Annotated in this window: 23 protein-coding genes; 17 read left to right on the forward strand and 6 right to left on the reverse strand. The window is 64.6% G+C overall.

Annotated features, from left to right (window positions below; translation table 11 throughout):
* The first annotated feature begins 124 nt into the window (after positions 1-124).
* Entirely contained in the window at positions 125-784 is a 660-nt protein-coding gene (locus tag IVB36_RS36845; RefSeq protein ID WP_247394805.1) for a hypothetical protein, read from the forward strand.
* 221 nt (positions 785-1,005) lie between these two features.
* On the opposite strand, the gene IVB36_RS36850 is transcribed toward IVB36_RS36845, so the two are convergent.
* Positions 1,006-2,670: an aminotransferase class III-fold pyridoxal phosphate-dependent enzyme gene (locus tag IVB36_RS36850; protein WP_026232679.1), complete on the reverse strand. Its 1,665-nt coding sequence runs from the start codon at positions 2,668-2,670 to the stop codon at positions 1,006-1,008.
* Positions 2,671-2,705: 35 nt separating this feature from the next.
* Here IVB36_RS36850 and asd point away from each other — a divergent pair, with 35 nt between their 5' ends.
* Together asd and IVB36_RS36860 are read left to right on the forward strand one after the other, a co-directional pair.
* Entirely contained in the window at positions 2,706-3,569 is an 864-nt protein-coding gene (asd, locus tag IVB36_RS36855) for an archaetidylserine decarboxylase (protein ID WP_247294936.1), read from the forward strand.
* A 67-nt stretch (positions 3,570-3,636) separates the two neighbouring features.
* Positions 3,637-4,203, forward strand: coding sequence for an NUDIX hydrolase (locus IVB36_RS36860; RefSeq protein WP_247294934.1), 567 nt, complete (start codon positions 3,637-3,639; stop codon positions 4,201-4,203).
* Positions 4,204-4,392: 189 nt separating this feature from the next.
* Here the strand turns inward: IVB36_RS36860 and IVB36_RS36865 are convergent, their stop codons facing one another.
* Both IVB36_RS36865 and IVB36_RS36870 read right to left on the reverse strand, forming a co-directional pair.
* Complete coding sequence (locus IVB36_RS36865) at positions 4,393-5,778, reverse strand: FecR domain-containing protein (RefSeq protein WP_094183504.1); 1,386 nt, start codon at positions 5,776-5,778, stop codon at positions 4,393-4,395.
* 289 nt (positions 5,779-6,067) lie between these two features.
* Positions 6,068-6,838 carry a DUF2147 domain-containing protein gene (locus IVB36_RS36870; RefSeq protein WP_247294890.1) on the reverse strand — a complete coding sequence of 257 codons (771 nt, stop codon included), beginning with the start codon at positions 6,836-6,838 and terminating at the stop codon, positions 6,068-6,070.
* A gap of 193 nt (positions 6,839-7,031) precedes the next feature.
* Between IVB36_RS36870 and IVB36_RS36875 the strand changes: the two genes are divergently transcribed.
* From IVB36_RS36875 to IVB36_RS36915, 9 genes are all read left to right on the forward strand, one after another.
* Complete coding sequence (locus IVB36_RS36875) at positions 7,032-7,880, forward strand: DUF2147 domain-containing protein (RefSeq protein WP_247294888.1); 849 nt, start codon at positions 7,032-7,034, stop codon at positions 7,878-7,880.
* Between the two features lie 305 nt (positions 7,881-8,185).
* Positions 8,186-9,391 carry an extensin family protein gene (locus IVB36_RS36880; RefSeq protein ID WP_247294886.1) on the forward strand — a complete coding sequence of 402 codons (1,206 nt, stop codon included), beginning with the start codon at positions 8,186-8,188 and terminating at the stop codon, positions 9,389-9,391.
* A 320-nt stretch (positions 9,392-9,711) separates the two neighbouring features.
* Entirely contained in the window at positions 9,712-11,010 is a 1,299-nt protein-coding gene (locus IVB36_RS36885) for a M20 family metallopeptidase (RefSeq protein ID WP_085361423.1), read from the forward strand.
* Positions 11,007-11,846, forward strand: a complete 840-nt coding sequence (locus IVB36_RS36890) for an ABC transporter permease subunit (RefSeq protein ID WP_085361422.1) — start codon at positions 11,007-11,009, stop codon at positions 11,844-11,846. The genes IVB36_RS36885 and IVB36_RS36890 overlap by 4 nt, the downstream gene beginning before the upstream one ends.
* A gap of 29 nt (positions 11,847-11,875) precedes the next feature.
* The gene (locus IVB36_RS36895) at positions 11,876-12,886 is read left to right on the forward strand and encodes an ABC transporter substrate-binding protein (RefSeq protein WP_085361535.1); all 1,011 of its coding nucleotides are present in this window, start codon (positions 11,876-11,878) and stop codon (positions 12,884-12,886) included.
* 62 nt (positions 12,887-12,948) lie between these two features.
* Positions 12,949-14,343 (forward strand): amidase family protein, encoded by a 1,395-nt coding sequence (locus tag IVB36_RS36900; RefSeq protein WP_247294884.1) that lies wholly within the window; start codon positions 12,949-12,951, stop codon positions 14,341-14,343.
* 32 nt (positions 14,344-14,375) lie between these two features.
* Positions 14,376-15,104, forward strand: a complete 729-nt coding sequence (locus IVB36_RS36905; protein WP_018454215.1) for a Crp/Fnr family transcriptional regulator — start codon at positions 14,376-14,378, stop codon at positions 15,102-15,104.
* A gap of 285 nt (positions 15,105-15,389) precedes the next feature.
* Positions 15,390-15,578 (forward strand): hypothetical protein, encoded by a 189-nt coding sequence (locus IVB36_RS36910; protein WP_085385390.1) that lies wholly within the window; start codon positions 15,390-15,392, stop codon positions 15,576-15,578.
* A 227-nt stretch (positions 15,579-15,805) separates the two neighbouring features.
* Positions 15,806-16,591, forward strand: coding sequence for a potassium channel family protein (locus tag IVB36_RS36915; protein ID WP_085361420.1), 786 nt, complete (start codon positions 15,806-15,808; stop codon positions 16,589-16,591).
* A gap of 152 nt (positions 16,592-16,743) precedes the next feature.
* Here IVB36_RS36915 and IVB36_RS36920 read toward each other — a convergent pair whose 3' ends face one another.
* Together IVB36_RS36920 and IVB36_RS36925 are read right to left on the reverse strand one after the other, a co-directional pair.
* On the reverse strand, positions 16,744-17,079 hold the full coding sequence (locus IVB36_RS36920) for a DUF6665 family protein (protein WP_085361419.1): 336 nt from the start codon (positions 17,077-17,079) through the stop codon (positions 16,744-16,746).
* A gap of 53 nt (positions 17,080-17,132) precedes the next feature.
* The gene (locus tag IVB36_RS36925) at positions 17,133-17,768 is read right to left on the reverse strand and encodes a TetR/AcrR family transcriptional regulator (RefSeq protein ID WP_085361418.1); all 636 of its coding nucleotides are present in this window, start codon (positions 17,766-17,768) and stop codon (positions 17,133-17,135) included.
* Between the two features lie 193 nt (positions 17,769-17,961).
* Here IVB36_RS36925 and IVB36_RS36930 point away from each other — a divergent pair, with 193 nt between their 5' ends.
* The 5 genes from IVB36_RS36930 (at position 17,962) to IVB36_RS36950 (ending at position 25,918) form a co-directional block, all read left to right on the forward strand.
* The gene (locus IVB36_RS36930; protein WP_085361417.1) at positions 17,962-19,278 is read left to right on the forward strand and encodes an HlyD family secretion protein; all 1,317 of its coding nucleotides are present in this window, start codon (positions 17,962-17,964) and stop codon (positions 19,276-19,278) included.
* 25 nt (positions 19,279-19,303) lie between these two features.
* A complete protein-coding gene (locus IVB36_RS36935) occupies positions 19,304-20,890 on the forward strand; it encodes a DHA2 family efflux MFS transporter permease subunit (protein WP_085349098.1) in 1,587 nt (528 codons plus the stop codon).
* Between the two features lie 326 nt (positions 20,891-21,216).
* Entirely contained in the window at positions 21,217-23,016 is a 1,800-nt protein-coding gene (locus tag IVB36_RS36940) for an ABC transporter ATP-binding protein (RefSeq protein WP_247294880.1), read from the forward strand.
* Between the two features lie 64 nt (positions 23,017-23,080).
* Positions 23,081-24,487, forward strand: coding sequence for an MATE family efflux transporter (locus IVB36_RS36945; protein ID WP_247294878.1), 1,407 nt, complete (start codon positions 23,081-23,083; stop codon positions 24,485-24,487).
* Between the two features lie 69 nt (positions 24,488-24,556).
* A complete protein-coding gene (locus tag IVB36_RS36950; protein ID WP_247294877.1) occupies positions 24,557-25,918 on the forward strand; it encodes an O-antigen ligase family protein in 1,362 nt (453 codons plus the stop codon).
* Here the strand turns inward: IVB36_RS36950 and IVB36_RS36955 are convergent.
* The gene (locus IVB36_RS36955; protein ID WP_085349094.1) at positions 25,822-26,565 is read right to left on the reverse strand and encodes a sulfite exporter TauE/SafE family protein; all 744 of its coding nucleotides are present in this window, start codon (positions 26,563-26,565) and stop codon (positions 25,822-25,824) included. The genes IVB36_RS36950 and IVB36_RS36955 overlap by 97 nt on opposite strands.
* Positions 26,566-26,692: the final 127 nt, after the last annotated feature.

Below are 26,692 nucleotides of genomic sequence, written 5' to 3' on the forward strand. Positions count from 1 at the left end.
TCCAAGCTCACGTAACCCGTGCGTCATCGCGCCGCTGCGCATCGTCACATGACAAAATGATGATGTCACACGGCCTACATCGAATCCCTGTAAATCCTGAACCCGAAAGCATTTGGGGGAGAGCATGATCAAGAGCTATCTCGAGCAGCTGCGGATCCAGCGCTGGGACGACCATCGCTACTATCACCACAGCCGCATCAATCAGAGCCTGCACTTTGTCAGCGCGCTGAGCTTCCTGTTCGCCTATGTCTGGCTGTTCGTCGACCCCATGGTCTCCGCGCTGGTGGGCTGGCTGGTCTCGATGACCTCGCGCCAGGCCGGCCACTTCTTCTTCGAGCCGCATGGCTACGACCAGATCAACCAGGCGACGCACGAGCACAAGGAAGAGATCAAGGTCGGCTACAACCTTCGGCGCAAGGTGGTGCTGATGTCGATCTGGGCGCTGTCGCCGGTGGTGCTGTTGGTCGATCCGACTCTGTTCGGACTGTTCACGCCTTGGGCGGGCGCGACCGACTTCATGCGGCAAGTGGCCAAGATCTGGCTCGTCGTCGGCGGCGGCGGTCTCATGTTCCGCACGGTGCACCTGTTCTTCATCCGCGACGTCGAGACCGGTCTCGTCTGGATGACGAAGATCCTGACCGACCCCTTCCACGATTTGATGCTCTACCGCAACGCGCCGCTGGCGCTGATGCGTGGCGAGCTGATGGATCCCGGCCTGCATCTCAAGCCCGAGCACACGCTGGGCCTCATCGGTGAGCCCACGCTCGAAGAGCAGCACGCCTGAGCGCGCCGTTCTCACCAAGGCCTCCGATGTCTGATGGTTGCGTCATGCCCGGGCTCGTCCCGCCTGCGCGGCCGAAGCCGCTTCGGCGAGGCGAAGGCCCGGGCATCCACGTCTTGGAGGTCTCGCGCGGAGACGCGTGGCTGGCCGGGCATAGGCGAGCGGAAGCGACGCCGTCCTTCGGACGGCTGTGCCCGGCCATGACGCCGTTGGAGGAACCAGCCTCAGCGCCCGAAGCGCTTGGCCAGCATCTCTTTCAGGATCTGCCGCTTGATGGTCTTGTTGGTGAGGACGCCATCGTGCCACCAGAAGCCGTCGGCCTTCATCTTCTCGGCCGCGCGGACGAAACGCTCGGCGACCTCGGTGAAATCGGCGTCGGTGTAGTTCAGGCTGAAGATCAGCCTGCCGGTGCCGACCCAGCTCAAGGACAGGCCTTCAGCGCGCAGGTAATATTGCAGCATCCAGTTGTAGCGGGACGGCGTGGTGTATTTCACCGTCCAGATCGACGAGAAGTTTGCGAACCGCACCGGCAGGTCGGCATCGCTCATCATTTGGTTGAGCTTTTGCGCGCGGCCGTTCCAGGTCTCGTCCAGTCCGTCATAGACGGCGCGGAAATTCGGGCTGGCGAGCCGGCTCAGAAACTCGTCCATCGCCGTCATGACGTAGGGGTGCGAGTTGAAGGTGCCGCGGGCGAAGCAGACGTCGGCGGGGCGGTCGTCGCGGAAGCGGCGCATCAGCTCGCGTTTGCCGCAGACCACGCCGACCGGCAGGCCGCCGGCGAGGCTCTTGCCGTAGGTCACCATGTCGGCCTTGACGCCAAAGTATTCCTGGGCGCCGCCGGCAGCGAGACGGAAGCCGACGAAGACCTCGTCGAAGATCAGCACGATGTCGCGCTCAGTGCAGACCTCGCGCAGCTGCTTGAGCCATTCGGTGTAGGCCGCGCGGTCGAAATTACCGCCCCGGGAGGAATCGACCAGCGAGGAATCGCCGGGCGCGTTGCCGTTCGGATGCAGGCCCTGCAGTGGATTGACCAGCACGCAGGCGATGTCCTTGCGCGTGCGCAGCACGTGCAGCGTCTTCTCCGACATCTCGGCGAGGGTGTAAGTCTCGTGCGCGGGAATCGGATTGCCGACGCCGGGCTGCACGTCGCCCCACCAGCCGTGATAGGCGCCGGCGAAACGGACCAGATGCGTGCGCCTGGTGTGGTAGCGCGCGAGCCGCACTGCCTGCATCACGGCCTCGGTGCCGGACATATGGAAGGACACTTCGTCGAGGCCCGAGATCTGGCACAGCCGCGCCACGTTCTCGAGGATGACGGGATGGTAGGGTCCGAGTACCGGTCCGAGCGCGTGCGCCCGCTTCTCGGAGCCTTCGATGCACTCCTTGTAGAAGTCGTTGCCGAAGATGTTGACACCGTAGGACCCCGTGAGGTCGTAGGAGGTGTTGCCGTCGACATCCGTGACGGTGACGCCGCGCGAGGACTCCACGAAGGTCGAGGTGCCCAAATGCTCGCGAACGAGACGCGAGAACTGGAAAGGCACGCGGTAGGTCTCGGTGAAGTGCAGGTCGGAGATCTTTTCCGCCGCTTCCTTCGTCATCGCGCGGCCCTTGGGGTAGCGCTCGGCGTAAAGGCTTGCGAGGCGGAAGAAGCCGTCCCTGCGCAGGCCTGCGATGTTCGCCGGCGCGCCGTCGCAGGCAAAGTAGGCATCGCCTTCGAATTCGTAGAACGGAAGCAGCTTTGCCACCCGGCGCGACATCTTGGAGTGTCCGGCGAGCGAGCGGTGCTTGGCGCGGGACAATTCGATCCGCGCCTTGATCTTCGGGAAGGCGGCGGCAGCAGACGCTGCGGCGGCCACGGACAAAGAAAGAATCGGGAGTGTCGTTTCCATGACAACAAGCGCTAATACTGCGAGCTGACAGATTCATGACAGTCAAAGCCCTCATCGCCTCTTTCACCCAGCAGGAAGACCTCAACTTCCTGTTGACCAACCGCATCCCGCGCGCCGCGTTGACCCGGTTCATGGGCTGGTTCTCCAAGATCGAGAACCCGCTGGTGCGGGACGGCTCCATCGCGCTGTGGAAGCTGTTCTCCGACCTCGATCTGTCGGAGGCACGCAAAACCCATTTCCGGAGCCTGCACGACTGCTTCACCCGGGAGCTCAAGCCGGGCCTGCGGCCCTTTGATCCGGACCCGTCCATTGTCGCGAGTCCGTCCGACGGCATCGTCGGCGCCCATGGCCGGATCGCCGATACCGAGCTGTTCCAGGTCAAGGGCGCGCCGTACTCGCTGCTCGATTTGCTCGGCGATTCCGTGCTGGTCGACCAGCACCGCAACGGGTCCTTCGTCACGCTGCGGCTGACCTCAAGCATGTATCACCGCTTCCACGCGCCTTATGACGCACATATCGAGCGCGTCACGCTGATCCATGGCGATGTCTGGAACGTCAACCCGATCGCGCTGAAGCGCGTCGAGCGCCTGTTCTGCAAGAACGAGCGCGCGGTGATCCGCACGCATCTATCAACTGGCGAGGCCGTGACGCTGGTGCCGGTCGCCGCGATCCTGGTGGCAAGCATCCGCCTGCACTTCCTCGACATGGTGCTGAATGCGCAGGCCAGGGGGCCGGTCAATTTTCCCTGCGACGTCAACGTGAGCAAGGGCGAGGAGCTCGGCTGGTTCGAGCACGGCTCGACCATCATCATTCTCGCGCCCGGCGATTTCACCTTCTGCGACGGCATCGCCGAAGGCACGCGCATTCGCGCAGGTCAAGCGTTGCTGAGAAAAAACTAGCCTTCAATCCGCCGCGGCGGCCGCTTATATCGTCGGTGGGGACGTTTCTACGACGACGGATTGGGTGATGGCACGGGCGCCGGTCATGGCGGCGGGTGGTATTGTGCTGCAGCGAGGTGCGTCGCCGCTGATTGCCGTCGTGCGCCAGCGCAAGCGCAACGAATGGGTTTTGCCCAAGGGCAAGCTCGACGACGGCGAGACGCCGAAGCAAGCTGCGCATCGCGAAGTGCGGGAAGAGACCGGCCACGACGTCGCCATCCACGAATTTTTGGGTACGCTCGTCTATCAGTCAGGTGGCCGCTCCAAGGTCGTGCATTTCTGGCGCATGGAGGCCGGGGGCGGTCCCGTCCGCAAGCTGATGAACGACATCAAGGCGGTCGACTGGCTGCCCCTGGAAGACGCGCTCGCGCGCCTGTCGCGCGAGTATGAGCGCGTGTTCCTGACCCAGGTTGGCCCGATCGCGCTCGCGGCGGCGGGGCTTGCATCTTCGCCTGCGCCCGAGCCGCCACCGCTGGCGACCGACGATGTCGATGCGGCTTTGCAGACACTGACACCGGCTGAAGCAGCCTCGGTGGGCGAGTTGCGGCACGGCCTGTTGCAGAAGATGAAAGCCTGGCTACGCGGAGAGGCGTGAGTTTTCTTCACCTCGCCCCGCGTTGACGGTGCACCCTCGCCCCTTGTGGGAGAGGGTGGCTCGCCGCGAAGCGGCGAGACGGGTGAGGGGTCTCTCTCCACGCGTGAAGCTGTCGATGAGTTTTCGCCGATAGAACCCCTCATCCGGCGCTTCGCGCCACCTTCTCCCACAAGGGGAGAAGGAAGAAAGTCACCGCCGCTCCTTCTCCTTCGGAACTGGCGCTGGCCGTCGCGGCGCTGCGGGGCGTTGTGCGGCGGGGAGGCGCTGCTGGAATCCGCCCGGGCGTTGCAGGCCCGGCTGTTGAGCAGCGGGCGGCTGGCCGGGTTGCATGCCGGTGCGCGGCAGTTGCGGCTGCGGACCGGGCTGCTGTTGCGTTCCGCCCGGCTGCGGCGGCGCGACTCCGCCGGGCTGCGTCGGACTCTGTCCACCGCGTCGCGGCCGGGTTTGCGGGGTGCCGTCAGGCTGCGTGCCTTGACCGGCGCGCGGTGGGCCTGCCGGACGTCCCGCGCCTTGTTTCTGGCCTTGTTGCTGCTGACCCTGACCTACGCGCGGCGTACCGGGCTGCACGGCGCCACCTTGGCCCGGCGCTTGGCCCTGCCGCTGCGGCTGTTGCGGCTGTTGTCCTGGCGCCGTGTTCGGCCGCAATTGTTGCTGTTGCGGCGGCTGGAACGGCCGCGGAATGCGCGGGCTCGCGGTCGGATTGGCGCGGCGGAAGTCGCGCTGCTCGGTGACGATCTGCCGGCCCGTGGTTTGCGCCAGATGCACCTGGCTGACGAAGCCGCGGTCGCGCGCGATCTGCTGTGCGGGAATCGTGATCGGCACCGCGGCAAAGCGCATGACGCCGGCCGCGGCTGCGCCCGGCCGGATCGCAAAACCGCTCGCGCCTTGCGTCAGCGCGCCGAGCCGGGTCCCACTTGTGCGGTCGTCGACGTCGATGTGTCCGACCCGGCCATCGGCGTCGGGATAGAGCTTGATGTTGACGTTGTTGGTCTTGTTCGCGGCCGCGCCTTCCGGCACCTCGACCACGCCCGTGGTGCCGCGGATGCCGAGCGTGGCCGTCGGCGTCGTGATCTTCATGTCGCCGGTCTTTGCCACCGCCGCCGCGACGAAGGCGACCGTGCCCTTGCCGATGTCGAAGATGCCTGCGTTGTGCTTGCCGCCGTCCTCATAGACGTAAGTGTCGATGGTGATCTTCGTGCTGGCGGAGAGGTTGAACGTGGTCGCGTCGTCGAAGGTGATGCCGAGCGATGAGTTCGACGAAGTCTGCACGACGTCGTTGAGATAGATGTCGTCGCGCACGCGCAGCGGATAGGAATTTTTGTCGCGGATCACGGTCGCGATGCCCGTCACCGTCGCAACGTTGCCGATCGGCTCGACGGCAGCGGGCTGCGCCTCGGTCGCGGGAGCGGGTGAAGCCGATGGCGTCGGCGAAGGGGCGGGCGACGGCTGCGCTTCTGGCTGCGCCTGCGCAAGCTCGATCGCATCGAATCCGAACGCAACGCTCGCGCCGGCCGGCGGCGACGCCAGCAGCACAAGCGCGAACATGAAGCGGCGCCAGGCCACGGTAAGAGTCACGAAGAATCCCGGTGAGAGATCGACCGATATCAGCCGCGTACAGCTGAACGGCGGATGAATGTCTATCGCACGGAGGCGGTGAACGTTCAAACGGTACGCGATGCTAGCTTGCGGCCAAGCCTCTCCACCGTCATGGCCGGGCTTGCCCCGGCCATCCACGCCTTGAAGCGCGGGACTAAGAACGTGGATGCCCGGGCCTTCGCCTCGCCGAAGCGGCTTCGGCCGCGCAGGCGGGACAAGCCCGGGCATGACGAAGAATGTGCATGTGTTGGAGACGACGCCTGCGGCGTCAGCTCACGCGCTTCCAGGTCTGGCCGCCGCAGAACATGCCGCCGAAGGCGCAGCCCTGCACGCGCATTGCATTCGGGCCCTTCATCGCGATCGTCGAGTCGTAATTGCGGCCGGAGTCGGGATCGTGGATACGGCCGCTCCACTTCGCGCCGTCGGGCTTCATGTTGATCAGGATGCGCTCGTTGGTCTTTGCGGCGTAGCCGCAGAGATTGACGCCGCACTGTTCGACGCGGACATTGCCCTTGTTCTCTTCGGTGGCCCAGACGCCGATCGGTGTGTTGGCAACCGCGACAGGCGCGGCGGGCACCGGGGCCGGAGCAACCGCGACCGGCGCGGGCGCAGGAGTGGGAGCCGCAACGGGCGCGGTCTGCGTCGTGGCGTCGTAACCGACGGACGGAACAGCGGCAACCGTCGTGCTCGGTGCTGCGATAGCGGGCGCTGCCGGCGCAGTCGCCTGCACCGGGGGCTGCTGCACGGGATGCTGCTGCACCGGAGCCGGCGCGGGCTGCGCGGTCGTGGCAGGAGCCGGCGTGGTGTCGACGTCATCGTCTTTGGAGCCAAGGCCCTTGAGGTTGATGTTGTTCAGCTTGATCGGCTTGTCCGAGAGGCCCGGCGCGATGATGGTCACGCAATTGAGCGAGGCGCAGTTGCGTGGCGTCTCGATGCGGATGTTCTGGCCTTCGATCTGGAACGAGATCGCATTGCCGGCATGCGCGGCGGCGGTGGACGCGAGGAAGAGGGCGGTGGCGGCGATGGTGAGCTTGTTCATGACAACCTCCGAAGATGTGTGGTCCCGATGGGACTGAAGTCGCGGGTGGATGAAGCGTGGTTCGACCCTACGCCGGGCTGGCCGGACGTTCTGTGATAGACGTCACAACGGCTCGCCGCGGCTGGGTGACGCAGCGCACATTCGGTCGCGATTCCATTTGCGTAACGTCGTCGCCACACAGAGGGAGGCGCCGATGACGCGGCTTGTGACTTCGCTTGGCACATTGATCGCGCTGCTGGCGATTGCGCCCGCAGCCGAGGCCGGGTCTTACGCGTTCTCGATTGCCGGTCATCGATTTCAGGTCGAGGCGCCCAGGAATTGCCGATCGGCTTCCTGTGTCTCGGTTTCCTCCCATCGCAGCTTTCGGCCTGACGTCGACACGACGCCAGCCCCTGCGCCGGTGCTTCCGCCGCCGCAGCCGCTCTATCCCGTGGCTCCGGTCAGGCCAGCGCAAGCGATTGCGGTCGCGCCTGCGACGGCGCAGACGGCTCCTGTCCTTGCCTCAACGACCTCGCAGCCAATTGTCCTGCCGCAGGCGCCAAGCTCCAATCCGCCACGGGTGGAGCTACCGCAGACGGATCCGCCGAAGACCGTCGCGCTCGATCCGCCGCGCATGGAGGCACTCGTCGTCGCGCCAAGGCCGCAGCTCGAGCAGGCCGTGACGAGCCCTGAGCGCGGCGACGACGAACTCTCCTATTTGCCGCTCGGCGAATGGGAGAGCGCAGGCGCCAAGGGCACGGTCCGCATCGAACGCTGCGGTCCTGCACTGTGCGGCTTCGCGCTGACTGAAGCATCGACCAGGGGCGAGAGCGTGCTCGTCAACATGAAGCCGAAAACGCACGACGTCTGGACCGGCAACATCTACAGCCGCTCCAGCGGCAGTACCTATTATGCGAGGATGACGCTGAAGAGCTCCGGCAAGCTTCACGTCGAAGCCTGCGCACTGGGCCATTTCTGGTGTTCCGGCAACGACTGGACGCGAGCCGAAGAGCGGCCGGAGAAGCTGATCACGACGTCGCGGCAGTGGAGCGCGCGGTCGTAAGGGAAGCGTTCGATACCTCCGGCTGAAGCCGCTAGATCATGCCTAGCACGATGGCACCGACAAAGGCCATGGCGAGGTACGCGGTGATAACGCTCAGTCTCCCGGCGAACGTCATGAGGTCGCTCCCGCTGTCGCGCCGCCTTGCGCGAGAGGATCACGGTTAACAGAGAGTCTCTTTTCGAAAAAGTCAGCCTTGCTGTCGCTCGTCACCGGCAGCGCTCCTGCTGGCGCCGGCCGACATGGTTAAAGAACACTGAAATCAACACGTTGAAGAGTCTTTAAGTAAATTCACCGAACGTGCGTGCATGACGCGCGGAGTTCGTTTGTATCTCGTCGGCTCCATCGTCCTTGTTTCGTTAGCGGGTTGCGGACGCGGCGTCTTCCAGGCCGAACGTGAACCGTGGCGGGCCGAGGCCGAAGCCGCATGCCTGAAATCAGGCGCGGTGAAAGAAGGGCCGGATCTCGTCCGTATCGAGCCGATTTCCGGGCCGGGCATGTGCGGCGCGGAGTTTCCGCTCAAAGTCGCCGCCCTCGGCGAAGGCTCGAGCAGCTACGGCTTTGCCGACGAGGAATTGCGACCGCCCGGTAGCGTCGGCAACCAGCCGCGCTGGCCGGTGACGCAGCCCCGATCGAATTACCCGCAGAGCCAGAACTATCCGGCATCGTCCTATCCACAACGCTCAAACTATCCCGAGACCGCGGTGCGCCAGCCCTCCGGCTATGGCGCTTCCCCTGGTCCAATGCCTCTGAATGCGCCCGGTGTGGCGCAGCAGGAAGACGAGATCGATCTGCCGCCTGAGGGCACCGATGCCGCGGGCGCGTCGCGCTACATGAATGCACCGAGCTATCCGGCGCGGCCGGCGCCGTACTCGCAGGCGCCTGCGCAGCAACCGCTGCCGCGTCTTGGTCCGGCACAGGGCAATCCCGTCACCGCCGTCGGCCCTGTTGCGATCAAGCCGGTTGCGACGCTGGCCTGTCCGATCGTATCCGAGCTCGACCGCTGGCTTGCCGATACCGTGCAGCCCTCGGCGATGCGCTGGTTCGGCACCCGCGTCGCGGAGATCAAGCAGATCTCCGCCTATTCCTGCCGCGGCATGAACGGCAATTCGCATGCCCATATTTCAGAGCACGCCTTCGGCAACGCGCTCGACATCGCCGCCTTCGTGCTCGCCGACGGCCGCCGCGTCACCGTGAAGGATGGCTGGCGCGGCATGCCGGAAGAGCAGGGCTTCCTGCGCGACGTGCAGTCGGGCGCGTGCGTGCATTTCACCACGGTGCTGGCGCCGGGCTCGAACGTCTATCATTACGATCACATCCACGTCGATCTGATGCGCCGCGCCAACCGCCGGCTGATCTGCCAGCCCGCCGCCGTCTCCGGCGAAGAGGTCGCCGGGCGGGCGCAGCAGCGCAACCCTTACGCCAGCAGGCGCGATCCCACCATCACCGGCTCGCTGGGTACGCGCAAGAGCACGCTGCGCAAGCACGAAGAGGACGAGTACGCCGACGATTGAGGCGCGCGTGCGACCCGTAGCCTGGATGGAGCTAAGCGCATTCCGGGGACGGCGTTCCCGCATCCCGCTGCGCTCCATGCGGGCTACGACCCCAGGCCGGCCCGCCTCGCGCTGAGCCCTGCCTGTTCAGTCGACGCCGCGTCTTTGGCAGAGCGCATCTCGGGCGCAAAAATTTGCGCACGCGCAAACCTCGCCTAAGCCATTGAAATCATCGATACAATCCTGCCGCGACGGGCTTTTCCCGCAGTTGGCACGGTCGCTGCAATGAGGAGGCCGCCACGAAGCGGCGCTGCCGGCGCCGTGAGCCAGCGGATCCCGTCATGCAGATGCCTGTCAGCCCTCCTTATTCAGATCTCGAACAGCGCGTGCTGTCGCGCATCACGGAGGAGCGCTGGCTTGAACTGGCATCCGAGCTGATCCGCACCGGCCAGCCCCGTTCCGGCAATCCGCTGGATCCCGATTTGCCGCCCGCCGAGGAAGAGGCGATCTCGATGCTGGTCGCGGGCAAGCTCGAAGCGCTCGGCATGGAGGTCACCAAGCACAGCGCGCAGCCGCACCGGCCGAACGTGCTGGGCGTGCTCAAGGGACGGGACGGCGCCCCCTCGCTCATTCTCAACGACCATCTCGACACCTATCCGGCCGTCGAGCCCGAGAAATGGCACATGACGGATTTCGATCCGTTCAAGGCGACGCGCCACGGCGATCTGCTCTATGCGCGCGGCACGTCCGACACGCGCGGAAACCTCGCGGCATCGTTGCTGGCAGTGCAGGCCCTGACCGAAGCGGGCGTGAAGTTCGATGGCACCCTGATGTGCTGCTACACCGTCGATGAGGAGCGGAACGGCACCGAAGGCTCCATCTACATGCTCAACAAGGTTGGCCTGACCGCCGACTACGAGATCACCGCCGAGCCGACCGCCTGGGGCGACGTCAACAAGGATTGGGGCATGAACCTATCGGTGGCCAATTCCGGCCACTGCCTGATCGAGCTCACCGTTCACGGCATCAAGTCGCACATCTGGCGACCGGACATCAGCGTCAACGCCATCATGGAAGCGGCAAAGCTGTTGCCGAGGTTGAAGGACATGGCGTTCACCCATGTCCACAGCAAGTTCATGGGGCATACGCCGCCCTGCTGCGCCGTGGTGCGGATTCGGTCCGGCCTGCCCGGCGAGATGCAGTTCTCCCCGGATGCCTGCACCATCACGCTCGCCGTGGTCGGCATCGTGCCGGGCATGACGCTATCGAGCGTGATTGCGGACATCGAGCGTCTCGGACGGGACACTTTTGCGGGCGTGAACGACGTCAAGGTCGAGGTGCGCCAGGTGCCGGGCTCGCTGTTCGTCAACGCGACCGAACCGGTGCCGGTCGAGGAGGAGCCCTGCCGCTCCTTGCGCGCGGTTTACCGGCGTCTGATGGGCCGCGAGCCCGGGGTCAACCGCAAGAATGCCTTCAACGACACGATCCGCTTCCGCGAAGCCGGAATCAATGCGGTGACGTTCGGTCCCGGAGAAGACGGTTGGGCCGTCGACAACGAGAACATCTCGATCACCAAGTCGGTGATGGCGACGCGGATCTACGCGCTGACCATCATGCAGATCCTGGGAGTGCGGACATGAGCGTCGAGGCGACCCACATGACGATTCCAATCTCGCCGGATCGCACCCGACGCGGCAGCTTCCGGCTGCGGCTTCCGAAGGTCTCGCGATCGGTGCTGCTCTCGACGCTGACCGTGGCCGTGCTGCTGGCCGGCTGGGCCATCGTCACGGAGATGGGCTGGGCCAACGAGCTGTTCCTGCCGAAGCCGCAGGCGGTCTGGGCCGCGTTCGTCAAGACGATGACGAAGGGATATCAGGGCGCGACCCTGCTTCAGCATCTCGGCGCAAGCCTCTATCGCATCCTCACGGCCTTCACGCTGGCCTGCCTGATCGGCATCCCGCTCGGCGTCCTCATGGGCGTGTCGCGCAACGCGCGCGCGCTGCTCAATCCGCTGATCGAGTTCTACCGGCCACTGCCGCCGCTCGGACTTTATACGCTGCTGGTGATGTGGCTCGGCATCGGTGAGAGCTCGAAGCTGTCGCTGCTGTTTCTTGCCGGCTTGCCGGGCATCGTCATCTCGACGATCCAGGCCGTCACCAGCGTGGACCCGGTCTATGTGCGCGCCGCCCAGTCGCTCGGCGCGACCCGGCGCCATTTGCTGTTTCACGTCTATTTGCCGGCGGCGGGACCGCTGATTCTGGCCGGCATGCGCATCTCGCTTGGATTCACCTACACCGTTCTCGTCGCCGCCGAAATCGTCGCGGCCTCCGCCGGCATCGGCTGGATGATCTGGGACGCGGCAAAATTCCTGCTCTCCGACGTCGTGATCATGGGGCTGATCGTCCTCGGTCTCACCGGCGTCGTGCTCGACCTCTTTATGCGCGGCATCGCGAAACTGTTGATGCCGTGGGCCTGAATCCAATTCTGATCGTAGGGGAGACCTCCATGATGAAGAGACTGATTGCGACGCTCGCGGTTACCACGTTGGCGCTCACGGCCGCAGTCCGCGCCGAGGACAAGCCGGCGAAGGTGACCGTCGGCTATCTGAACCTGGTCAATGCGCAGCTGGTCACCAAGCATCTTGGCCTGCTCGCCAAGGAGATGCCGGGCGTCGACATCAAATACGTCAAGATCGGTGGCGGCGGTGACATGCTGCGCGCGATCGCCGGCAGCGACGTCGATTTCGGCGGTCTTGGCAACCCGCCGACCGCGATCGGCGCGACCCGCGCCCTGCCGATCAAGGGCATCCTGGTGATCAACATGCTTGACTACGTCGAGTCGATGGTGGTTCGCGCCGACAAGAACATCACCTCGCTCAAGGACCTCAAGGGCAAGACGGTGGCGGCGCCGTTCGGCTCCACGACGCACTACCTCCTGCTCCAGGCGCTCAAGGAGGAGGGTGTCGATCCCGCCTCGATGAAGATTCTGGACCTCGCGCCGGCGGACATCGCGGCGGCCTGGCTTCGCGGCGACATCGACGCGGCCTGGTTCTGGGAGCCGAATCTCGGCAAGGCCGTGAAGAACGGCGGCAAGATCCTCGTCACCTCGGGCGAGATGGCCAAGCGCGGCTACCCGACCTGGGACATCGGCGTCGTCATGAACGCGTTCGCGGAGAAGTATCCGTCCTACGTCGACAAATTCATCAAGGCCGAATGCGAAGGCATCGATTTCTGGCTGAAGAACCCGGAGAAGACTGCCGAAATGATCGCGGAAGAGCTTTCGCTGCCTCTCGAGGACGCGCAGCGAATGATGAAGGGCACCGGGATGATCCCCTGCAGCACGCAGCTCACGGAGGAGTATCTCGGCACATCCGCGAAAAAGGGCAAGTTCGTCGACACGCTGATCTCGACCGCCGATTTCCTGGTGAAGCAGGAGCGCCTGCCGAAGCTGCTGCCGCGCGCCGACTTCGAAGCCTTCATCCAGCCCGCCTATCTGGAGAAGGTGATCGGCCGCTAGGGTCGGTGCCGGCGGGCTTGCCTCGCCGGCACATTGTCAATTCCTGCAAGCACGTGACCGACATGAATCTCGCACCTCGCCACCTCCGCGCCGCCTATCGCAGCGGCGAGCTCAAGCCGTCCGATGTCGCCGCGCACGTGTTGTCGCGCCTCGATGACGCCGACCAGAGCGGCGTCTGGATCTCGACGGCAAATCCGCAAGGCGTCATGGCGAAGGCCCGCGCGCTCGATGCCCGCATTGGCGAGATCGGCGAGCTGCCGCTCTACGGCCTTGTGTTCTCGGTCAAGGATTGTATCGATGTGGCCGACGAGCAAACCACCTCGGCCTGCCCGGAATTCGCCTACACCGCGAAAGACACGAGCCCGGTTGTCGCCGACGCCATCGCCGCCGGCGCGATCTATCTCGGCAAAACCAATATGGATCAGTTCGCGACCGGCCTCGTCGGCGTGCGCTCGCCCTATGGCATCGCCCGCAACCCGCACAACCCCGACTACATCCCCGGCGGCTCCAGCTCGGGCGCAGCGGTATCGGTCGCGACGGGCACCTCGTCCTTTGCGTTCGGCACCGATACCGGCGGATCGGGCAGGGTGCCGGCGTCCTATTGTGGCGTGACCGGCTTCAAGCCGGCGCCCGGCGCCTTCAGTCAGCGCGGCATGGTCTACGCGTGCCGTAGTTTCGATACCATCTCGCTCTACACGTGCGATCCCCGCGATGGCCACGAGATCTATCGCGTGTTGGCGCGGCGCGATGTCGAGGACTGTTTTTCACCGGTGGATTCCGCCGGATGGACGGAGCAGGCATCTCCGGCGCGGCCGCTCAACATCGCAACGCCGCGTCCGGATCAGCTCAGGTTCTTCGGCAATGCGGAAACGGAGGCGCTGTTCGGCGATGGACTCCGCAAGCTGCGGCAGCTCGATCTGTCGGTCGCATTGGTCGATTTCGCGCCGTTCATCTCGGTCAACGATTTGATGTTTTTCGGACCTTTCCTCGCCGAGCGGGACGTGTCGGTCGGCGCATTCCTCGACGCCAACCCGGAGGCGGGCGTGAAGATCGTGCGCGACCTCGTCATCGGCAGCCGCAAGTTCACGGCGGCCGACGCCTATCGTGCGCTCTACAAGGTCAAGGAGGTCCAGCGGTCGCTGCGCGATTTCTGGCAAGTTCATGATGCGCTGGTCGTGCCGACGGTCGGCACCGTGCTGAGCATCGACGACGTCGCGCGCGATCCGCTGACGGCCAACTTCAACAACGGCTATTACACCAACTACGCCAACCCGCTTGGGCTGGCCGCCATCGCCGTTCCGAACGCCGTCACCGCAGCCGGCGTGCCCTATGGCATCACGTTCCTGGCGCCGGCCGGCCGGGAGCGCCTGCTCACCGATCTGGCTTGCGCTTTCATGGGGGCTTCGGCCGAGCCAGAACATCTGCGCCGCGTTGCAATCCGAGCGGAGACCTCCTAGCCTTCGAGCCGTCACTCGAAGGGAGACCGATCGTGGGGCGCAGCGATGCGCATGAGGTGGCCGATCCAGTTGAGCCGCGCGCCGACCTGCCACGGCCCGGGACCGGACGTTATGTGCTGAAGGCGTTGGACAAGCCCGATCTGGAGCTGGTGATGCGAACCGGCAGGCTCGCGACCTACCAGAACCGCGAATATCTGCTGCGGGAGGGCGAGCCCGCAAACGGCATCCACATCATCCTGAACGGGATCGTCGAAAGCACCCATGCCGGCACGCAGGGGCGCGAACTGATGCTGTCGACCTGGGAGGCCGACGACTTCGTCGGCGCGCCCTATATCCTCGGCGATCACCGCCACAGCTGGTCGGCCCGCGCGCTCGGGCGCGTCGAAGCACTGCATCTCGACCAGGATGCGGTCCGCCGGTTGATCGCGCAGTCGCCGCCGTTCGCAGTCGCGCTGATCGAGTGCCTCGGCTTCAAGGGCGAGACCTATTCGATGCTGGCGCAGACGCTGGCCGGGCAGAAGGCGGCGGAACGGTTGGTGCTGCTGCTGGTCAAGCTGTGCGAGAACGCAGCCCAGGACGAGAGCGGCCCGATCTCGCTCGGTCGCATCACGCAGGCCAATCTCGCGCGCATGATCGGCGCGACGCGCCAATCGATCAGCCTGATCCTCAGCCGCCTCCAGAACGACGGCATCATCTGGACCGGCCCGACCAAGATGGTCGTCAACGATCTCGCTGCGTTGAGGAAGCAGGTGGCGGACTAGGCGTGAACCAATAAGGTCAGCTTACCGACGCAACGGAAGTCTCCGCCTTGAGCATGATGGGCGCTTGTGACCGGAGCGCACATGCTGTTTGTAATCTTCGATAGTCCTTTAGCGCACAGGGACTGCGCGGCTCGTCTGACATCAGCTTTGGGCCAGCAAACGCACTAGCTTCAACCGAACTGGAACAATCTCCAAGCGATCCGGTTGAAGTTTGTTATGGCCAATCTGGGACAGGCACGGATTAGTCCTGGAGAAGCGTGTTGTTTATCAGGAAAGGTGCTTCACATGGATGACGAACGAAAATCATCAAAAGCTGGGGAACGCGCCGCTGAAGGCCTGCGCGAGGCGGCTGCTAAGGACGAAGCGAAAAACGAGAGCAAGACGGGACACGATTTAGCGAAGGGCGCTGACCGCTTCGAAGAACGCTCCAAAAGCTCGGATGGAAGAAGCGCGGAAGAGAAACAAAAAGGGTGAATGTCTACAGCAGATCCGGCGCTGCGTTTCAGTGGAAGAAAGCAGGCGAACTTGGAGCCGATAGCATCGAGGTTGTGCCGACGACAATCCATCCCGGTAACAGCCACCTGACGCTGGTGCTGCGGACTGTCACGGAAGCGTCAACTAGCTCGAACTCGTCGCACTGACTTAGATCTCCCAGGGTGCGAGGGTTGTCCCAGCTGCAATCATCTGTGCAAACTGCGAGCATGGCAGCTGTGAACCACACCTCCCTGAGAAGCCGCGTCCGTCGCCTCTACGAGGGTACAACGCCCAGCGCCGTTGGTTTCCGCTATGCTTTGCTCGCGTTTGATGTTGTGACCATACTGTTCATCATCGGAACGTCGTTCCTGCACCCCAGTGAGATCATCGAAACCTTCGACCTGCTATTCGGCGCAATGATATTGGCCGATTTTTCAGCACGGCTACTCGCCCACCGGCATCCGCTTCGAAAGTTCGGCCGCCTCTCGACATGGGCTGACATGGTCGCCATCGTTTCATTCCTGGCGCCCCTCGCTGGCGAGGCTGGCGGCTTTCTGCGGATTTTGCGGACGCTGGGAATGCTCCGTGACTACCAGATGCTCGCCAGGTTGCGCATGGATTCGTCGTTCTTCCGTCGCAACGAGGAGGTCATCTTTGCCGTCACCAATCTTGCGGTTTTCATATTTGTCATGACGGGGATAGTTTACGAGACCCAGAAGTTTCGCAACGATCAGATTCGGAATTATGCTGACGCCCTGTATTTCACTGTGACCGCGCTGACGACGACTGGCTTTGGCGATATCACCCTGCCAGGCACAATAGGTCGTTTGATAACCGTCGTGATCATGATTTTCGGCGTAACCCTGTTCTTCAATCTTGCGCGCGCATTGTTGAGTCCGAACAAGGTCAGATTTCCTTGCCCAACTTGCGGACTGCAGCGGCATGAGAGCGATGCCGTGCATTGCAAAGCATGCGGCGCAGTTCTCAATATTCCCGATGAAGGTTTGGCGTAGCTGTTGCTACCTCGGCGATCGAAACGTATTGCCATCATCAGAATCTGTGCCCAAGCGGCCATTCGACCATGGCCTCTTTCTAGGCGCTCGCAGCCATCGCAATCGTTGCCGTGGTAACGGCCGGCCTTGTCTAGCGCCCCGTAGAAATCATTTCAGGCCGGCTTCGACGCTGCCGGCACCAGCCCCATGCAGCACTGCACCTCGGCCGGGACATTGTAGGTCCGCATGATGTGGCGGCTGTCGCGCAAGCCGGATGCCTCACGCTGCACCACCAACATCCAGAGCGCGTGGCCGGCTTCCATCACCAGCTTGCGTCGGGCCGGCTGCATCGCGGCCGGCACCTCGGGGAGGGCATGGGCGGCGTCGAACTCGCGCAGGCGCGCCAGCGCCTGTTCGAGCGTGCGGCCCATCCGTCCGAGCGCGGAGGCCTGTTCCTGGACAATCTCGTAATGGAGGATATCGACGGGCGGGCGGAGATCACGGGACATGAGCCCGAATATAATGCCGCCGGAGCGGCCTGCAACGCAGGCCCGCCTTGCCGCTACTTCGCCCGATACGCTGCCAGGAACATCCGCGTCGCGCTGTCGACGACTTCGCTCATGCGCTCTTCCGACGGTGCGGGCGCGGCCTGGAAGACGAAGGGCAGGAACAGCGAGGCCTTGCACAGTTCCATGAACTGCGACGCCGCCAGATCGCAATCGTCGATATCGAGATCGCCGGCGGCGGCGTGGGCTTTGAGATAGTCGGAGAGGCGGTTGATCGACTTGTCCAGCACCCGCGCATAGTAGCGGCGGCCGAGATCGGGCATGCGCTCGGCGATCGCCATCACGGTGCGGATCGCCGATCCGCCGCCGGGCCGGCACAGCAGACGGTTGTAGGCCCGGCCGAAATCCTTCAGCGTGGTTTCAACATCGCGTGCCGGATCGAAATTGAACGCGACCTGCCCGTGCTGGAGCGCCTCCTGCTCGAGGATGGCTTCGAACAGCGCGCATTTGTCGGCGAAGTAGACGTAAAGCGTGCCCTTGGAGACCTGCGCAGCGCGGGCGATCTCGCCCATGCTGGCACCGTCAAACCCGAGATCCATGAACACCTTGCGGGCCCCGTCCAGGATCTGGCGGCGTTTGGAGCTGTCCTCCTCCTGGACGACGTGGAGATGTTCGCGGCCGGGTACAATCATTGGTTCAGGGTCTCGGAAAGTTTTTGCATCGGTCCAGGGTGATGAAACCGAAATAAAGGATTCGGGCCGGTAGGGTCCGTTCGGGTATTATCTATATTGACCGAACCGTTCGGTCAATGATATTTGGGATGGGTGAGAGGGAACCGGCCGTAGGGCGGGTTGTCCCTCATCGCGCTTTTTTGGGGAGGCCTCCATGGCCGTAGTGAGAGACCAGGCTGCGCGCGTCCTTCGCCCGGACGCCGTGGAGACGCCGGCGCCCGCGGGTGGTGACGCTGCCACCGAGACGTCTGTGGCTCTCGCCGAGCAGTTGCGCTCTCATGTGGCCGAGGAAACCAAGCGCCGTCCCAGCGAGGCGCCGGAGAAGCCCGTGACCGACAAGCCGGCCGCAGCCCCAGACGCGCCCGCCGCCGGCGCGCCGAAGTCCGGCAAGCGCAAATTCGTGATGATGGGAGTAGGGCTCGTGCTGGCGCTCGCGGCCGCGAGCTATGCCGGCTATTACACGCTGGTCGGCCGCTTCTACGTCGCGACCGACGACGCCTATGTCCGCGCCAACAACACCATGCTGGGCGCGCGCGTTGCTGGCCACGTCTCCTCGATCCTCGCCGGCGACAACACGACGGTGCGCGCCGGCGACATCGTCTTCCGCGTCGACGACGGCGACTACAAGATCGCCGTCGACGCCGCCGCGACCAGGATCGCGACCCAGCAGGCCACCATCGATCGCATCGGCCGCCAGGTCGCGGCGCTCGACAGCCAGGTCGCGCAGGCCAGGGCGCAACTCGTCTCCGCCGAAGCCGGCCTCAAGCGCGCCGACCTCGATTATGAGCGCCAGCAGGCGCTGAGCAACAAGGGTTTTGCCTCGCGCGCCACCTTCGAGAGCTCCGAAGCCGGACGCGACCAGGGCGCCGCCGCGGTCAAGGCTGCGCAGGCCGCCTACGACGTCGCGCTCAGCAATGTCGACGTCGCCAAGGCGCAGCAGGCCGAAGCGCAGGCGCAACTCGCCGAGCTCAAGACCACGCTGGCCAAGGCCGAGCGCGATCTCGCCTTCACCGCGGTGCGCGCGCCGGTCGACGGCACGTTCTCGAACCGCCTCGTCAGTGCCGGCGATTTCGTCGCGGTTGGCCAGCGGCTCGGCAACGTCGTGCCGCTCGATAACGTCTATATCGACGCCAATTTCAAGGAGACCCAGCTCAAGCGCATCCGCCCCGGCCAGCCTGTGACGATCAAGGTCGATGCCTACGGCATGCGCAAGTTCTCCGGTGTCGTCGACAGCATCGCAGCGGGCGCGGGCTCGGTGTTCACGCTGCTGCCGCCTGACAATGCCACCGGCAACTTCACCAAGATCGTGCAGCGCGTGCCGGTCCGCATCCGCGTGCCGAAGTCGGTCGCGAAGCAAAACCTGCTCCGCGCCGGCATGTCGGTCACTGCAACGGTCGACACCAACAAGGGCGCGGCCGACGCCGACAGCGAGGTCGATCTCGACGACGCCACCATGATCCATCCGCAGTAGCGCGCCTGCGCCGCGAGGTCAGACCATGGCGAACGCCACGACCGCTTCACCTGCCATGATGGCGGACCCCGCTTCGGAGCGCATCGCGCCGAAGCGGCTGTTCGCTTTCATCATCATGGTGTTCGGGATGTTCATGTCGATCCTGGACATCCAGATCGTCTCGGCGTCCCTGAGTGAAATCCAGGCCGGCCTGTCGGCAAGCTCTAGCGAGGTCTCCTGGGTCCAGACCGCCTATCTGATCGCCGAAGTGATCGCGATCCCGCTGTCGGGATTCTTGTCGCGCGCCTTCGGCACGCGGCTGTTGTTCGCAATCTCGGCGGCAGGCTTTACCGCATCGAGCCTGCTCTGCGGCTTCGCCACCACCATCGAGGAGATGATCCTCTGGCGCGCGCTGCAAGGTTTTCTCGGCGCCGGCATGATCCCGACGGTGTTCGCCTCGGCCTACACCGTTTTCCCACGCACCAAATTCCACATCGTCGGTCCCATCATCGGGCTCGTCGCAACGCTGGCTCCGACCATCGGGCCAACTGTCGGCGGCTACATCACCGACCTGATGTCCTGGAACTGGCTGTTCTTCATCAACATCGTGCCTGGCATCGGCATCACCATCGGCGTGCTGGCGCTGGTCGATTTCGACGAGCCGCATTTCGAGTTGCTCGACCGTTTCGACTGGTGGGGGCTGCTGTTCATGGCCGGCTTCCTCGGCACGCTGGAATACGTGCTGGAGGAAGGCCCGCAATATGAATGGATGCAGGACCCCTCGGTCGCGATCTGCGCCTGGATCTGCGGCATCTCGGCGATCGCCTTCTTCTGGCGCGTCTTCACGGCGGCCGAGCCGATCGTCAATCTACGCACCTTTTCCAACCGCAATTTCGCGATCGGCTGCGTCCTTCAGTTCTGCATCGGCATCGGCCTCTACGGCCTGACCTACATCTATCCGCGCTACCTCGCCGAAGTGCGTGGCTACAGCGCACTGATGATCGGCGAGACCATGTTCGTCTCGGGCATCACCATGTTCCTGATCGCGCCGGTGGTCGGGCGTCTCATGGCGAAGTACGACATGCGCTACATGATCGCGTTCGGGCTCGTCGTGTTCGCGCTCGGCTCCTACCAGATGACCTGGATCACGCGCGACTACGATTTCTATGAGTTGCTGATTCCGCAGATCCTGCGCGGCATCGGCATGATGTTCGCGATGGTGCCGACCAACAACATCGCGCTCGGCACGCTGGCGCCCGACCGGGTGAAGAACGCCTCGGGCCTCTTCAACCTGATGCGCAATCTCGGCGGTGCCGTAGGTCTCGCCGTCATCAACACCGTGCTCAATGACCGCACCGATCTGCACATTACGCGCCTGCAGGAGCGTGTGACCTGGGGCAACGCGACCGCGACCGAAACCCTGACCATGTTCATGCAGAAGTTTCAGGGGCTTGGCGATTCCACGCTGATGGCGATGAAGCAGCTCAGCCAGCTCGTGCATCGCCAGGCCGTGGTGATGGGCTTCGGCGATGCTTTCTTCATCCTGACGCTGTTCTATCTCGGCCTCACCCTGCTCGTCACACTGTTGAAGAGGCCGGCCTCGCCGTTCGGCGCCAGCGGCGACGCGCACTAATTTGCAACACTCGTGCGTGATCTCGCGCGAGCCCCGTTGCAAATCACCACTGACACATCTATAAAGCGCACCTCATTCCATCGAACCGGGAGGATTTGCATGATTTCGTCGCATTCGCAGATCGCACGCCCGCGCTCGATGATGTTCTGGCTCGGTATGTGCTCGGCCTCCTAGAGGCCTCTTCCGCCAGCTTCGATTGGGCTCCTGGTCCCGATCGCCCCGCTTCCCAAGTCAAAACCAACTTTAAGTGACGCCGTCTCGGCCCTCGCGGCCGGCCTGCGTCCATCAATGGAGCCGGCCCGCGCCATAAGCGGCCGGATGATGCCATGACCGCTCTGTCAAAAAGGCCCGCGGCGATACGCGTGGTGCTGCCCTTCGTGTTCCGGCACTGGCTGAAGCAGCCGGGGCGTACCCTCATCGTCGCCGGCGGCTTGTTGGGTGCGACCATCGCCGACCTGTTCATGCCGGTCTTCTCCGGACATCTGGTCGACGCCCTGACGCGCGGCCCATCCGATTCCGCCGCGCGGCACGCGGCGCTGATGGCATTGGGCGGTATCGTGGCGCTGGGCGCAGCCTCCATGGTGCTGCGGCTGACCGGCCTCCAGGCCATCGTGCCGTTCTCGCTGAAGATCATGTCCGAGGTCGCGCAGGAAGCCTTCATGCGCGTGCAACGGTTCTCGACCGACTGGCACGCCAACTCCTTTGCGGGATCCACGGTGCGCAAGGTCACCCGCGGCATGTGGGCGCTCGACCTGTTGAACGACACCATCTTGATGGCGCTGGCGCCGTCGCTGCTGGTGCTGATCGGGTCGATGATCCTGCTCGGCCTGCACTGGGCCTCGCTTGGCGCGGTGATCGCGCTGGGCGCGCTGGCCTATGTCACGATGACGGTGCTGTTCTCGACGCGCTACATCGCGCCGGCCGCGCGCATCTCCAATGCCTGGGACACCAAGGTCGGCGGCACGCTGGCGGATGCGTTGACCTGCAACGCGGTGGTGAAATCGTTCGGCGCGGAAGCGCGCGAGGATGCGCGGCTTGCCCGTGTCGTCAACCGCTGGCGCGTGCGCGTGCGGCGGACCTGGCTGCGCTACAACTACACCAATCTGGCGCAGCTCTCGGTGCTGCTGGCCCTGCGTGCCTCCGTGATCGGCGGCGCCGTGCTGCTGTGGATGTCGGGGCGAGCCTCGCCCGGCGACGTCACCTATGTGCTGACGAGCTACTACGTCATCCATGCCTATTTGCGCGACGTCGGAATGCACATCAACAACCTGCAGCGCTCGGTCAATGACATGGAGGAGCTGGTGGCGATCCACGACGAGCCGATCGGGATTACGGATGCGACGGACGCGCGGCCGATTGCGATCGAGCGCGGCGAGCTCGTGTTCGACGACGTCACGTTCCATTATGGCGGCCATCATGCGCCGCTCTATGATGGACTGTCGGTCACGATCCGCGCCGGCGAACGCGTCGGTCTCGTCGGCCGCTCCGGCTCCGGCAAGACCACCTTCGTCAAGCTGGTGCAGCGGCTCTACGACGTCACCGGCGGCCGCGTTCTGATCGATGGGCAAGACATCGCCAAGGCCACGCAGCATTCGCTGCGCAGCCAGATCGCGGTCGTGCAGCAGGACCCGATCCTGTTCCACCGCTCGCTCGCCGAGAACATCGCCTATGGCCGGCCCGGCGCCAGCCTGGAGGCGATCGAGCAGGCGGCACGGCTGGCCAACGCGCATGACTTCATCCTGCGCCTGCCCAAGGGCTACGGCACGCTGGTCGGTGAACGCGGCGTCAAGCTCTCCGGCGGCGAGCGGCAGCGCGTGGCGCTGGCGCGCGCCTTCCTGGCGGACGCGCCGGTGCTGATCCTGGACGAAGCGACCTCGAGCCTCGATTCGGAATCCGAGGCGCTGATCCAGCAGGCGATGGAGCGGCTGATGCGAGGCCGCACCTCGATCGTGATCGCGCACCGGCTCTCGACGGTGAAGAGCCTCGATCGCATCCTGGTGTTCGACCGCGGCGAGATCGTCGAGCAAGGCACGCATGCCAAGCTCGCGGCCAGGCCCGGCGGCATCTATCGCGGCCTGTTCGAGCGCCAGGTGGTGGAGCTCGGACAGATCGCAGCAGCGGAATGAGTGGCGCGCGGCCGGCGGACCAATGTCGGCCGCGTCGCCAAGGAATCGGTCAAGGATGGGTGAAATGAAAGACCTGACCAACGGCTCCGTCGCGAAGCACATTCTGGGCATGGCACCGCCGATCATGGTCGGTATGGTCACGATCATGCTTTGCCAGCTGGTCGATCTGTACTTCGTCTCGGGCTTGGGCGATGCCGCGGTCGCGGGCGTGGCGGCGGCCGGCAATGCCGGCTTTCTCATCAACGCGCTGATGCAGGTGCTCGGCGTCGGCGCGGTGTCGTTGATCGCGCATGCCGTGGGACGCAAGGATCGGCCGGATGCCAATTTGATCTTCAATCAGGCGATCGTGCTGTCGGTGCTGTTCGGACTGTTGACCCTGGTCGCAGGCGCGGCGCTGTCGCGCGCCTACATGCATGCGATCGCCGCGGACGAAGCCACGATCGAGGCGGGGGCCACGTATCTGCTGTGGTTCATGCCGGCGCTCGCGTTGCAATTCGCGAGCCAGGTGATGGGATCCGCGCTGCGCGCTACCGGCATCGTGCGTCCCACGATGCTGGTGCAGGCGCTTGCGGTGGCCATCAACATCGCGCTGGCGCCGGTTCTGATCGCGGGCTTGGGCACGGGCCATGCGCTCGGCGTTGCCGGTGCGGGGCTGGCGAGCTCGATCGCGGTGTTGATCGGCGTCGTGACGCTGCTTGCGCATTTTCGTAAGGTCGAACGCTATGTCGCCTTCAATCCGGCGCAGTGGCGTCCGCAGGCGCAGCATCTGAGGCGCATCCTCAATGTCGGCCTGCCTGCCGGCGGCGAGTTCGCGATGATGTTCATCCTCATGGCGGTGGTCTATTTCGTGCTGCGCGATTTCGGTGCGGCGGCGCAGGCCGGTTTCGGGATCGGACAACGGGTCCTGGGCCTGATCCAGATGCCGGCGCTTGCAGTTGCGCTCGCCGCTGGGCCAATCGCCGGCCAGAACATGGGCGCCGGAAAAGGCGAGCGCGTGCGCGAAACCTTCGTCAAGGCGGCGCTGATCACCAGTGTCGTGATGATAGGCTTCATGTGCCTCGCGCAGTTGAAGCCGCAGCTCCTGCTCTCGGGGTTCTCGAACGACCGGGAAACCATGGAGATCGCGTTCCTGTTCCTGCGGATCATCTCGCTCAACATGGTGGCGCAGGGCGTGATCTTCACCTGCTCGAGCATGTTCCAGGGCCTCGGCAATACCAAGCCGGTGCTGTGGAGTTCGGCAACGCGCGTGCTCACCTATTCGCTGCCGGCGATCTGGCTGTCGACGCGGCCGGGCTTCCGGATCGAGCACGTCTGGTACCTGTCGATCGCGACAACCACGCTGCAGGCGGCCCTGAGCTTGTGGCTGCTACGGCGTGAATTCAGGAAGCGCCTTGCCACGCTCCGGCATGAGAAGTCCCCGGAGCCGGCTGCGCCCAAGCGCGTGGCGTCTCCTGTACGCGCGCCAGCGTAGCGATCGCTTGTCCCCGCCCCACGGCTCCGGCAAACTTGCCGCGCCGTGGGGATCGGCTGCAGGGGCCAAATGACCGAGGTGTTGAACGAGCAGCGGCCCAATTCCTGGCTCGCCGCGATCTGGGCGGCACGCTATCGCACGCCAGCCCGCTCCGTCGCGCTGATCGCGTTGCTGTTGCCGTGGACCACGACCGGGCTCATTTTCGCGCTCATTCCCTGGCTGATCGCGTTCGCGTTCCTCGACCTTCGCGAATTTCCGCGTTCGCTGCTTCGGGCAATCTGCCTGCTGCCGATTGCGCTGGTCCTACTCGCCGCCATCGGCACGCTCTGGTCGGATGCGCCGTGGCCGGACCGAATCCATGCGATCGGCCCGGCGGCGAAGCTGCTGGTAATTCCGCTTCTGATCTACCAGTTCGAGCGTTGGCCGTTTGGCGGCTGGGTGTTTTCCGCGTTCCTGGTATCCTGCACGGCACTGATGCTCTATTCCTTCGCCGTCGCCGTCGATCCCGCATTGTCGCTGAAACTCTATCTGTCGCGCGGGCCCTACAAGGTCGAAAGCGGGATCGCGGTGCGCAATTATATCGACCAGAGCCAGGAGTTCGCGCTCTGTGCGATCGCGCTGGTCTACCCGATCGTGTCGCTGCTGCGACGAGGCCGCTACCGCGTCGCGGCGCTGTTCGTGGCGCTCGCGATCGGATTCCTCGCCAACATGATGTTCGTCGTGGTCTCGCGGACAGCGCTGGTGACGCTGCCGATCCTGATCGTGGTCTTCGCGCTTTTGCATTTGCGCCGCCGCACCGCACTCTTCGCCGTCGGCGCGATGGGGCTGTTGGCCGTGCTGCTGTGGACCGCCTCGCCGCGTCTGCGCGCAACAGTCGCCAAATTCAACGGAGACTATGAGGTCAGCATCGCCGGCAATGATGTCAGCGGCATGGGGTCACGACTGGAGTTTTGGCGCAAATCGCTGGCGTTCACCGCGGACGCGCCGCTGCTCGGTCACGGCACCGGGGCGATCCGCGGCCTGTTCGCGCGCGCGGCTGTCGGCGAGAGCGGGGTTCGAGCGGAAATCGTCGGTGATCCGCACAACCAGACGCTCAATGTCGCCGTGCAGTGGGGCGCGTCGGGCGTCGTGATCCTCTATGCGCTCTGGTTCGCGCACCTCTCGCTGTTTCGCGGAGAGGGGCTGGCCTGCTGGGTCGGCCTTCTGGTCGTGGTGCAGAACATGCTGTCCTCGCTGCTCAACTCGCATCTGTTCGATTTCGCCGAGGGCTGGATCTACGTGCTTGGCGTCGGCATTGCCGGCGGCATGGCGCTCGCCGCGAAGACAATACGGAGTCAGTGCGTGCCCAAACTGTTCCAGACCAGGCCGAGGCCCGACAGGAACAACAGACCGAGCACGACATCGCCGAAATGCTTGTCGCTCAGCGCATGATAGACGCGCGCGCCGGCCCATGCGCCGATCAGCGTGCCCGGAAATGCGATCACTGCGAGCCAGACCACCTTGAACGCGACGAGGCCCGAGGCGGTCTGCAACACCAAGGCGGCGCCGAGCACGGTGAAATTGAAGAGCTGGAAGATGCCGCGCCGCTCGTGCTTGTTCCAGCCTCGGATGTTTGCCCACAGGATCGGAAGTGGCCCCGACAGTCCGGCAAGGCCACCCAAGATGCCGCCGGCAAAACCGATCGCGCCGTCGGCAATGCGGCCGCCGAACGTGACGGCGAGCGGCCGCTTGTTCAGATAGAGAGCCGTCGAAAAAACAAGGATCAGCACGCCGACGCTCAGCTTGAACACTTTTGGATCGGCGGAGGCGACCAGCATGGTGCCCAGCGGCACGCCGATCAGTCCTCCAATCAGGAACGGCCAGACCAGCGAGAGATCAAAACTCTTCCACATCGACGGCAGCGTCGAGCTCTGCGCGATCACCGAGCAGATCAGCACCAGGGGCACCGCGAGAGAGGGCGGCAGCACGTAGAGCCAGATGCCGAGCGCCATCAGCGCCGTGCCGAAACCGGCAAGGCCCGAGACGAAGCCCCCGGCCAGTGCGCCGAGCAGCAGCAGCCCGTAGGTGAGTATTTCCAACAGATTGTCCCTGTTATCTTGACGATCCCGAACTGTTGATCGCCATCGCTCGCATAGCACAGCTGCGGCCATGCAGGTCAATTTCAAAACCGCACGCAAGCGTGATCCCCAGCAGCGGGCGTTCGCG

Origin of the sequence: Bradyrhizobium sp. 35 (genome assembly GCF_023073215.1) — a bacterium.
GTDB lineage: Bacteria > Pseudomonadota > Alphaproteobacteria > Rhizobiales > Xanthobacteraceae > Bradyrhizobium > Bradyrhizobium canariense_D.